This window comes from Cetobacterium sp., assembly GCF_051658645.1.
Lineage (GTDB): Bacteria > Fusobacteriota > Fusobacteriia > Fusobacteriales > Fusobacteriaceae > Cetobacterium_A.
Genome location: NZ_JBOFMZ010000022.1, coordinates 101,573 through 107,572, shown reverse-complemented (window position 1 = coordinate 107,572; position 6,000 = coordinate 101,573). Strand labels below are relative to the sequence as shown.

Annotated in this window: 7 protein-coding genes; 5 read left to right on the top strand and 2 right to left on the bottom strand. The window is 27.0% G+C overall.

The window, feature by feature from the left end; translation table 11 throughout:
* Positions 1-289: helix-turn-helix domain-containing protein (locus ACRCZX_RS01515; RefSeq protein WP_438581179.1), on the bottom strand; the 289-nt coding region annotated here is incomplete at its 3' end.
* A 281-nt stretch (positions 290-570) separates the two neighbouring features.
* On the opposite strand from ACRCZX_RS01515, the gene ACRCZX_RS01510 reads away from it, so the two are divergent.
* Together ACRCZX_RS01510 and ACRCZX_RS01505 are read left to right on the top strand one after the other, a co-directional pair.
* Positions 571-1,389, top strand: a complete 819-nt coding sequence (locus ACRCZX_RS01510) for a hypothetical protein (RefSeq protein WP_438581178.1) — start codon at positions 571-573, stop codon at positions 1,387-1,389.
* Positions 1,390-1,463: 74 nt separating this feature from the next.
* On the top strand, positions 1,464-2,264 hold the full coding sequence (locus tag ACRCZX_RS01505) for a hypothetical protein (protein WP_438581177.1): 801 nt from the start codon (positions 1,464-1,466) through the stop codon (positions 2,262-2,264).
* Positions 2,265-2,301: 37 nt separating this feature from the next.
* Here the strand turns inward: ACRCZX_RS01505 and ACRCZX_RS01500 are convergent, their stop codons facing one another.
* On the bottom strand, positions 2,302-2,940 hold the full coding sequence (locus ACRCZX_RS01500) for a hypothetical protein (RefSeq protein WP_438581176.1): 639 nt from the start codon (positions 2,938-2,940) through the stop codon (positions 2,302-2,304).
* Positions 2,941-3,066: 126 nt separating this feature from the next.
* Between ACRCZX_RS01500 and ACRCZX_RS01495 the strand changes: the two genes are divergently transcribed.
* The 3 genes from ACRCZX_RS01495 (at position 3,067) to ACRCZX_RS01485 (ending at position 5,972) form a co-directional block, all read left to right on the top strand.
* Positions 3,067-4,521, top strand: coding sequence for a GGDEF domain-containing protein (locus tag ACRCZX_RS01495; RefSeq protein ID WP_438581175.1), 1,455 nt, complete (start codon positions 3,067-3,069; stop codon positions 4,519-4,521).
* A gap of 105 nt (positions 4,522-4,626) precedes the next feature.
* Positions 4,627-5,709 (top strand): glycosyltransferase family 9 protein, encoded by a 1,083-nt coding sequence (locus ACRCZX_RS01490; RefSeq protein WP_438581174.1) that lies wholly within the window; start codon positions 4,627-4,629, stop codon positions 5,707-5,709.
* Positions 5,706-5,972, top strand: a complete 267-nt coding sequence (locus tag ACRCZX_RS01485; protein WP_438581173.1) for a hypothetical protein — start codon at positions 5,706-5,708, stop codon at positions 5,970-5,972. Before ACRCZX_RS01490 ends, ACRCZX_RS01485 begins: the two co-directional genes overlap by 4 nt.
* The last annotated feature ends 28 nt before the right edge of the window (positions 5,973-6,000 follow it).

Here is a 6,000-nt window from a genome sequence, read left to right as displayed (position 1 = left end):
TATATCTAGGAAAAGCTGTTCTTTTCTGAAAAAAGTTAGTAAAAGCAACTTTTACATTCATTTGAACGTTTGCTAGTGCTAAGCTATCAACTTCTTTTAAGAATTGGAATTCTGGCTTTAGAGTTGCTGGAGTAATAATTTTATTTTTACCTTCAGCTTCGAAAATCTCTTTTGCCTTAGCTAAAATTTTATTATATACAAACCTAGTACAACCAAAGGTTTTTTGGATAAGAATTCTCCTTTCTTCATCTGGATAAATTCTATATTTATAAGCTAAATTATACTTCAAAGTGCACCTCCTTTTTTATTGATTATCCCAATATTATAAAGGATTTTACACTAAAAATCAATAATAAAAAAAAGAAAAAAGCATGCGATTCATCCCCGCCCTAATAGAGAGAGGGGACTTCTCACACAAAACACGTTAAAAGTTATATAAATCTAACTTATTATTCTGAGACTAACTTTAATTTCTTTTTAAAAAAATAAAAAAGTGCTCTGTTAACCTCATTATGATAGAATATTAGGGTTAGTTTAAAAAATTATAAAAAATAAGGGTTGGGAGATAAGATGAAAATATTAAAAGGGTTGTTATTTTTAGTACCACAATTAGTTTTAGGGGCGGACAGTTGGAGAGGGATCGAATATCCTATGAATCGTTGGGGAATATCGGTTATGGGTGTAAATCAAGTTGAAAATGGAAATCTAACTAGTGCTGGAGTAAAAGGGAAGATAGATTTAGGTGAAAAATTAGGTGAAGTAGATTTAAATGCAGATTTTTTAAAACCACAAGATTTAAAAGTAGATGCAGATGTAAAAATAGTAAAAGTAGATTATTTTTTACTGCCATTTTTAAATGTATATGCACTAGGTGGACAATTAGATGCTAAAGTTAAGTTTAACGTTGGAGCACCAACAATTGGAATAGGTTCATCTACATTACCTTCAGGAAAAAAAGATTGGCATATAGAGCATAAAGCAGAAGGTAAACTTTATGGTGGAGGAGCACTAATTGCAGGAGAGTATCATAGAATTTTCACATCACTGCAATATACATATACAAGAATAGAGATGGATGGAGACGTAGCAGCTAAAAGTGCTGAGGTTGGAATGGCTAGAGTTGGATATGTTGCCTATAGAGAAGCAGGATATTCTATAACACCATACATAGGAGCTGCTTATCAGAAAACAGATAGCTCTATATCAGGTCCAATTCCAGTAGAACTAGAAGGAGTTAGTAATTTAAACTATAAGTTTGAAATGGAGTTAGAAAAAGTAACACCATCCGTTGGAATTTTTACAGTATTAAATGATAGATTTACAGTTTTAGTTGATTATTCATTTGGAGATAGAGAAACTTTAGCAATAGATTTAGGTTATAGATTTTAGCATGTCAATTTGAGTAGAATAATAAAAGAAACAGAGTAGAAGCCTAGTATAAATAGCTAAAGGACGGTGGTAGTATGCTAGGCTTAGTTTGTATGTTAGATGGTAAAGGTATGAAAAGAGGTGTCGGATCTTTAAAGGCTTTTGATTATGAAAAGGTAAAAAGTGCAGCACTTTTTAATTTAGATTACGCTATAAATTGCATTCAGTTTTGTATTGAAAATGGTTATATATACAGAATATCTTCTGCAACGATACCTTACTCTGATTTGTGGAATTGGAGAGAGGAATCAGAAGTCTTAAAAAGGTTGGCAATTATAAAAGAGTATAGCCTAAAAATACGTTTAGTGCTACATCCAGATCAATTTGTTGTATTAAACAGTGACTCTGAAAAGGTTATTCAAAATTCGTTAGACATATTAAAAAGTCAAACTGATTTTGCAAAGTTAGCGGGATGTAGTGATTTAATTTTACATATTGGAAAAAAAGATGGTCGTGAAAAATTTCGAGAGACTTTTGAAAGTTTAGACGAATACACAAAGAGTATTTTGGTCTTAGAGAATTGTCACTATTACACTGTAAATGAAGTTTTAGAACTTTGTGAGAGTATAGAGATACCAACTGTATTAGATGTTCATCATGCTAGAGTCACAAAAAGTGAAGACTATGACATCGAAAGAGTAAAAAGAACTTGGAAAACGAGAAAACCTTTAGCTCATTTATCAAGTGGAAGAGATTATGAAGATGATAAATCTCATGCAGACTATATATCTTTAGCTGATTTAGAAAAATTCAGCATGCTTTTCGAAGATTTTGATGTAGAAATTGAAGCAAAAAGAAAAGAACTTGCATTAGAAAAAATAAAAAGACTAGATTGATTTCTAGTCTTTTGTATGTTATTAATTTTTTCAGAAATTAATAAAGCTTTAGAGATACTGCAGATACAAATGCACCAACATAAGATACGTTTAAAGAAAGATAGTCTGTGATGTCGTATCCAAGACCAACGTTTGCTCCTACTATATAGTCACTACCAATGTTTGTATTAAATTTTGATTTTTTTAAAACTTCACCAGTTGAGCTATCATAGATATAGTTTTCTCTTCTATAACCTTTTACAACTCCAACACCTAAATTAAGATAGAAATTATTTAACTTATTTATAGGTCTGAAATATTTTGCAACTGCTAAAACATATGAATCATTATCAAAACTGTTTTTGAAATATCCTAAACTAACTCCAACATCTTTTATTGGTCTGTATTCAAATCCAATTAAGTTTGTGTTGTTGTTATAAACATCGTTGTCATTCATATGAACAGTATAAAAACTGCCGATTAATCTTAATTCTGGCTTTGAAATAACCTCGTTTTCAATATTTATTGTATCTTCAACAACTTCTGTAATGTTTATTTCTTCAGTTGATGTTATAGCTTTATTCGTGATTTCTTTACTGAAAGCAGCAGCTCCTAAAACTAAAAATGTGGCTAAAATTCTTTTAAAAATATTAATACTAATCCCTCCTAAAACGCTATAAAACGTTAATTTTTTCACACAAAGCATGCTATATATTATACACCATTTAATAAGAATCGTCTATATAAATAGATGCTTCTTGACTTTTAGAAATATGAGATATATACTACTAAATAGTTTAGAAGTATTATAATAGGAGGATTTTTGAAAATATATATAAGGATGTTGAATATATTATTCGTATTAGTATTAGCATTTTCAATTTTTAGTAAAAGAAATTTTTTATACTCAGAAATAGAAACATCAATTGAACACTTAAACAGTCATATCGATGAGAATATATATATATTAAAAAACGAGATGAACTTTTTATATAAAACAAGAAAAAAATTACCAATACCAGAGTATAAAACAGAAGGATTTATAAAGTATTTTAAAGTTGGAGAAGCAGGTGTTTTTTATGATAGAGTTGATGTTATGCCAGAAAATTATTATTTATATAATTTAAAAGATGCAAAAATAACTTTGAATAAAAAGTTTAACAATTCACTTTTATCGATTGCATATAATAAAGTAAAACCAGTTTATGTAGAACAGTTTGAAAATGGAGAAGCAGCTGTTTTTAAAGGTGATGGAGATACTATTTTTATAGATTCGTATCATCATGATTGGGTAGAAAAATTTCAAAAAAAAACGATTTCAAAATCATTTTTTAAAAAAGCAAAAAGTATAACAAGAGATGAAATAGAGTTTGTTTTGTATGATTTATATATAGATGAAGTTTACAAAACAAAGATGTTTACAATTATAATTCCTGAATATCGTTTAAAAGATGATATAGAAACATTAAGAGGGATATGGTATTTTGATTTTGATGAAAAAATTTTTTCAAAAGAGTTAAGACACTTTAAATTAAAGAATAATTTAGAAATTGGAATTATAGATTCAAAGAATAATTTAATTGCAGCTACAAAATATTTTAAATACAATAAAAATAACAAAAAGTTTTACGTTTTTCAATTACAAAAAACAAATTATAAAATACTAGTCCAAAAAATAGGTTTTTTCAATGTATTGGATTTAGGAGAAATAATATTTATCGTTGTACTTGTACTATTAAGAACCTATCTTTTTAAAAAAGATAGGTTACAAAATGAAATTCAAAAATTGAAAGAGATTCAAAAGATTAAAAGCTATACCTTAGTTCGAGATCCTTTAACAAATCTATATAATAGACATTTTATAGAAAATATATTTACTTTGCCACTTCAAAGTTGTGCGGTTATTATTTTTGATATAGATTATTTTAAAAAGATAAATGACAGTTTAGGTCATGATAAAGGAGATCTTGTTTTAAAGGGAGTTAGTAGTGTTTTAAAATTAATTTGTAGTAAAAAAGACCATGTAATACGTTGGGGTGGTGAAGAGTTTTTAATAATAATAAATTATATTGATTCAGAGAACCTAGGTCAAAAATTAAAGTTATTACAAAACATGATAAAAAAATTGAATTTAATTGATAATTATATAATAACAGCTTCTTATGGAGCGGTGATTAGAGATATAAAAAATAAAGAAGAGTTATACAAGGCAATATTAGAAAGTGATAAAAAAATGTATATTGCAAAACAAACAGGTCGAGATAAGATAGAAATGTAGAAATAGGTAAGCTAAAATAATAATAGCTTACCTTTTTTTTGATAAAAAAAGATTTCAATATATGTTATAATAAAAATAAAAATAATTAATTAAGTCGGGGGAAATATGATTAGAAAATTAAATAGAATAATCCAAGACTATTTAAGACGAATCAGGTTGAAGGTAGGACGAGCTATTTTCGATAAAAAACGAGAAAAGAATATAGGTTTAATTAAAGAGAACAAATTAGATATGAGTAGAATAAAATCTATTTTATTTTTACGTTATGATGGCAAAATAGGTGATATGGTGATAACAACTTTGCTTTTTAGAGAGATAAAAAAAAACTATCCAGATTTGAAAATAGGTGTGTTAGCAAGAGGAGCAGCAAAGGATATTATAAAGTTTAATTCTTATGTAGATAAAGTTTATAGTTATGAAAAAGGAAAAGAAAAATCTATAGGGTCAGAAATAGCCTCTCATAAGTATGATGTATTAGTTGATTTTTCAGAAGTTTTACGTGTAAATCAGATGAAGTTAATTAATCTATGCAAATGCAGAATAAATATAGGATTAGATAAATCTGATTGGAAGTTATTTCATATTAGTTACAAAAAAAATAAAGCTGAACATATAAGTTATATGTATCAAAATATATTAAAGTTATTTCAAATAAAAAATCCTGAATTAAATTATAATATATATAGTGATATAGAAATTCAAGATAAAGTAAAAAAAATAGTTTCAAATATAAAAGGAGATATTATAATATTAAATCCATATGCTGCGAGTAAGCATCGAAGCTTTAATATAGAAAAAATTATAGAAATTAGTAACAAGGTTTTAAAAGATGAAAAAAATGCACTCATATTTATAGGTGAAAAAAGTAAAAAACTAGAAATTGAAAGTATCAAAAAAGCTCTTCAAAATTCTAAAGTTTATTATCCTGAATTAAATGGAATACTAGAAGTAGCAGAACTAGTATCATATGCAAAACATATAATAACTCCAGATACATCAGTTGTGCATATAGCTGTAGCAAAAAATATTCCTTTAACTGCTGTATATAGATTGGATACTGGAGATAACAATTCAATAGTATGGGGACCAAAATCAAAGCAAGCTAAACAAATATTTTCAACTAGCATTTTTGAAGCTGGAGAAGAAGCAGATATAAATAAGTTTAATGTAGAGGAGATAGTGTTATGAAAAAAAAGATAGCTATATATAACGGTCAGCTATATATGGGGGGAATCGAAAGAGTTTTAATTAACTATTTGGAAAAGTTATCAAAAGAGCCAGAGTTAGATATAACACTTATAATAAAAGAAAATTTACCAGAAAAAAATGTATTTTTCAGTGAAGTTCCAAAAAATATTAAAGTTGAATTTATAAAAACAGAAGAGATGTGTAAAAAAACATTAGAACTTAGAAAAGATAAAAAAAATCAATTTAAAAGACTACAATATTAATGTGCTTTGTTTTATGAAAGAGTAGCTA